This is a genomic window from Rickettsia sp. TH2014 (assembly GCF_019249195.1).
GTDB lineage: Bacteria > Pseudomonadota > Alphaproteobacteria > Rickettsiales > Rickettsiaceae > Rickettsia > Rickettsia felis.
Window position 1 is genome coordinate 84 of the sequence record NZ_MXAX01000031.1, and the last position, 3,248, is coordinate 3,331.

Here is a 3,248-nt window from a genome sequence, read left to right on the forward strand (position 1 = left end):
TTAATTTTACTAAATGTAAGATTAAATCTCAACTATTACATTTTAACTGGATACCATGGAACAATACAAATAAAAAGGAGCCTTTAGAGAACTAAAGACTCTTTTCTTCTATTATAGGATTAAATATGTAAATTACATATCAAATCTTAATCCTGCCATTAAGTTATTACCTTTATAACGGGTTCCACCAAATTTATATTGAACTCCATCAAGAGTTTTAGTGGTGTTTTTTGTTTTACCGTAATCTGTCCAAGCATAAACGAGTTCTGCTTTCACGCCTTGTGCTACTTCAAATGAAGTACCTAAAGATAATTGATAAGCAAAATTTGTTTTATTTTTAATAGTTAGGTTAGGATCATTAAGAGTTGTAGTTCTACTACTAGCAGTTGTAACAACATCTTTTCCTATAATTTTCTCTTTTACCATTGCAAGCCCAGCACCAGCACCAGCAAAAACTTTAAACATACTTAAATCAACAAAATCTACATAACCGTTAAGTAATGCACTTACAATAGTAGGCTTATGTTTTACTGACTGAGTTAAACTACCTCCTGAGCTATTTTTTTCAGTTATTGATTTTTTCAAATGAACATTTGTTACTGTTCCAATTGTTAAATCGGTTCTTAAATTATCCATGATATAATAACCTACTCCGATATTACCAGTAAAACCTGTGTTAGATTTTAATTTAAAATCTGTACCTTTAGGCTTTGTTTTGTTAAAAATCACGCCACCGGCATTAAGTTTTAAATACCATTGATTTTCCATAGATGATGACATCGATGAATTAGTAGATGAATCTATAGAAGAATTCATATCGCAATCAGCGCATGAAAGACCGGAAGTTAAAAGTGCTGTGCTTGCAGCTGCTATTAAAAGTAATTTTTTCATATTGTTAAATTTTTCCTTTAAATTTTATTAGTTGTTAGTAAAAACGATATTAGATAATAATTTTTACCTAAATTCGATAAAAATAGTTTTAAATGACATTTCTGAGTTGTCATCCTAGCTAATTGCACGGGTTGACCTCATCGTCATTGCGAGAAGAAGTTGCAAGTCTTGACGAAGCAATCCAGTAAAAAATTCTGATTTACAGAATTTTTTTATTATTTTTTCTAGATTGCCACGCAGCCTATGGCTGCTCGCAATGACGACTTACCTAAAACTATTAATATTCTTGTTAATTATATATCAAATCTTATACCGGCTGTTAAGTTGTGGCTTTGATAACGCATGCCACCAGTTGGTACACTTGTTCCTTGGTAAATTACATTCTTACTTTTTGTTCTACCGTCATCTATCCAGCTATAAGCTAGTTCTGCTTTAACACCGTCGGCGATTTGTGCAGAAGTACCTAAAGTTAGCTTGTAAGAGATATTAGTTCTGTTTTTAGTGTTAGATGAAAGACCTGTTATACCATTATATGTAATTTTCTCTTTAACTAATGCAGGACCAACACCGGCACCGGCAAAAACATCAAACATATCAAAATTAGTTAAATCTACATAACCGTTAATAAGTAAACGTGTAATAGTAGGTTTATGGCTTGCTGAAGTGTTAGTAACGGTAAAAGGTGTATTAGTCGCAGCTCCAGATTTCTTTAATTTTCCACCTATTATAGTACCTAAAGTAAAATCGGCTCTAAAATTTTCGGAAATATAATAACCGATACCTAAATCAACAGGAACAGTTGTATTAGATTTTAATTTAACACCAGTTGCCTTATCTTTTTCTTTATTAAACATTGTTGCACCGGCATCTATTCTTAAATACCAATCATTACCCATGTCATCAGCAAATGATATACTAGAAGATAAAATTGTTGCACTTGTAGCAGCTATTAAAAGTAACTTTTTCATGGTTAGCACCTCAAATTAAATAATTAAACATTATCTTTATTGGCATATATAACATATTATATTTTTTAGTTCTATATTTAATCGGTAATTAGATTCATATAATAAAGCTTTTATAAAGTTTTGTGACAAAAGAAACACACGTATTTAATTCATATTATTTATATATTTATTAAACTTATTTTTCTCATCTTTAAATTTATCGGCATCAGGCAAGGCAGGCTTTTTCTTGGTAATATTTTTCCATCCTTTATTTTCTATAAAATCTTTTGCACGTTCTACCCATTCTATTAACTCCGGTGATTCGGGTTTGATAGCATCTATAGGACAATCAGGAACACATACACCGCAATCTATACATTCATCAGGATTGATAACTAGCATAAATTCACCCTCGTAGAAACAATCTACAGGGCATACGTCAACGCAATCGGTATATTTACATTTTACGCATTCATCAGTTATAACATAGGTCATTTTGTTATCTGTTTTTGATTTTGTCGATTAATATAGAAGCTCTTAAAAGTAATACTAATAGAAAATATAATATAAAACTGATAAACATGATAATTAAAGGCTTTAGCATTGAAGAGTGAATAGTTGGACTCCCTAGCCTTAAAACACTAGCAGGCTGATGCAGACTATACCAAATATTTACCGAGAATTTTACTATCGGTATGTTAATCAGTCCGATAAGAGCGATAATAGAAGCAGGATTTTGTGCTTTTCTTATATTATCCGCACTATTTACTATGATAATATAGCTTAGATATAATAAAAATAATATGAGCATAGAGGTAAGTCTTGCATCCCATACCCACCATGTTCCCCATATAGGTTTTCCCCATAAAGAACCTGTTACTAAGCTAATCAAAGTAAAAGTAGCTCCAACGTAACTAGAAGCTACGGCTAGCAAATAGCTAATAGTAGTTTTCCATACTAAATAACTAAAGCTACATGCTGCCATGAAAATATAAATACCAAGGGCCATCCAAGAAGCAGGAACATGAACATACATAATGCGTACAAACTCCCCTTGTTGATAATCTACCGGCGAAACTATTAGAGCTAAATAAAGACCTATAATCATCATGACAAAAGTAGATATAGCTAATATAGGTATTATAACCTTTGATAATTTATTAAAATAATAGGGGGTTAATAGTTTTAACATGTTTTCTTACTTCTTTATGTCATTCTTGCGAGAGGCTTGCGTGCGTGGATACCTAAATCGTCATTGCGAGAAGAATTACGTAGTAATTCGACGAAGCAATCCAGTAAAAATGCTGATTTACAGAATTTTTTTAATCTTTTTCTGGATTGCCACGTCGCTTCGCTCCTCGCAATGACGACTGGGAGTCCACGCAAGCAAGCCTTTCTCGCAAGGCGTTG

The 3,248-nt window shown here is 32.2% G+C and carries 4 protein-coding genes; all 4 read right to left on the reverse strand.

What is annotated here, in order from left to right; all coding sequences use genetic code 11:
- Positions 1–132: 132 nt before the first annotated feature.
- Positions 133–891: an outer membrane protein gene (locus tag KYQ89_RS00365; protein WP_218459825.1), complete on the reverse strand. Its 759-nt coding sequence runs from the start codon at positions 889–891 to the stop codon at positions 133–135.
- Positions 892–1,184: 293 nt separating this feature from the next.
- Positions 1,185–1,859 carry an outer membrane beta-barrel protein gene (locus tag KYQ89_RS00370; RefSeq protein ID WP_218459827.1) on the reverse strand — a complete coding sequence of 225 codons (675 nt, stop codon included), beginning with the start codon at positions 1,857–1,859 and terminating at the stop codon, positions 1,185–1,187.
- 144 nt (positions 1,860–2,003) lie between these two features.
- On the reverse strand, positions 2,004–2,333 hold the full coding sequence (gene fdxA, locus KYQ89_RS00375) for a ferredoxin FdxA (protein WP_040256521.1): 330 nt from the start codon (positions 2,331–2,333) through the stop codon (positions 2,004–2,006).
- 4 nt (positions 2,334–2,337) lie between these two features.
- The gene (locus tag KYQ89_RS00380; protein ID WP_218459829.1) at positions 2,338–3,030 is read right to left on the reverse strand and encodes a heme ABC transporter permease; all 693 of its coding nucleotides are present in this window, start codon (positions 3,028–3,030) and stop codon (positions 2,338–2,340) included.
- Positions 3,031–3,248: the final 218 nt, after the last annotated feature.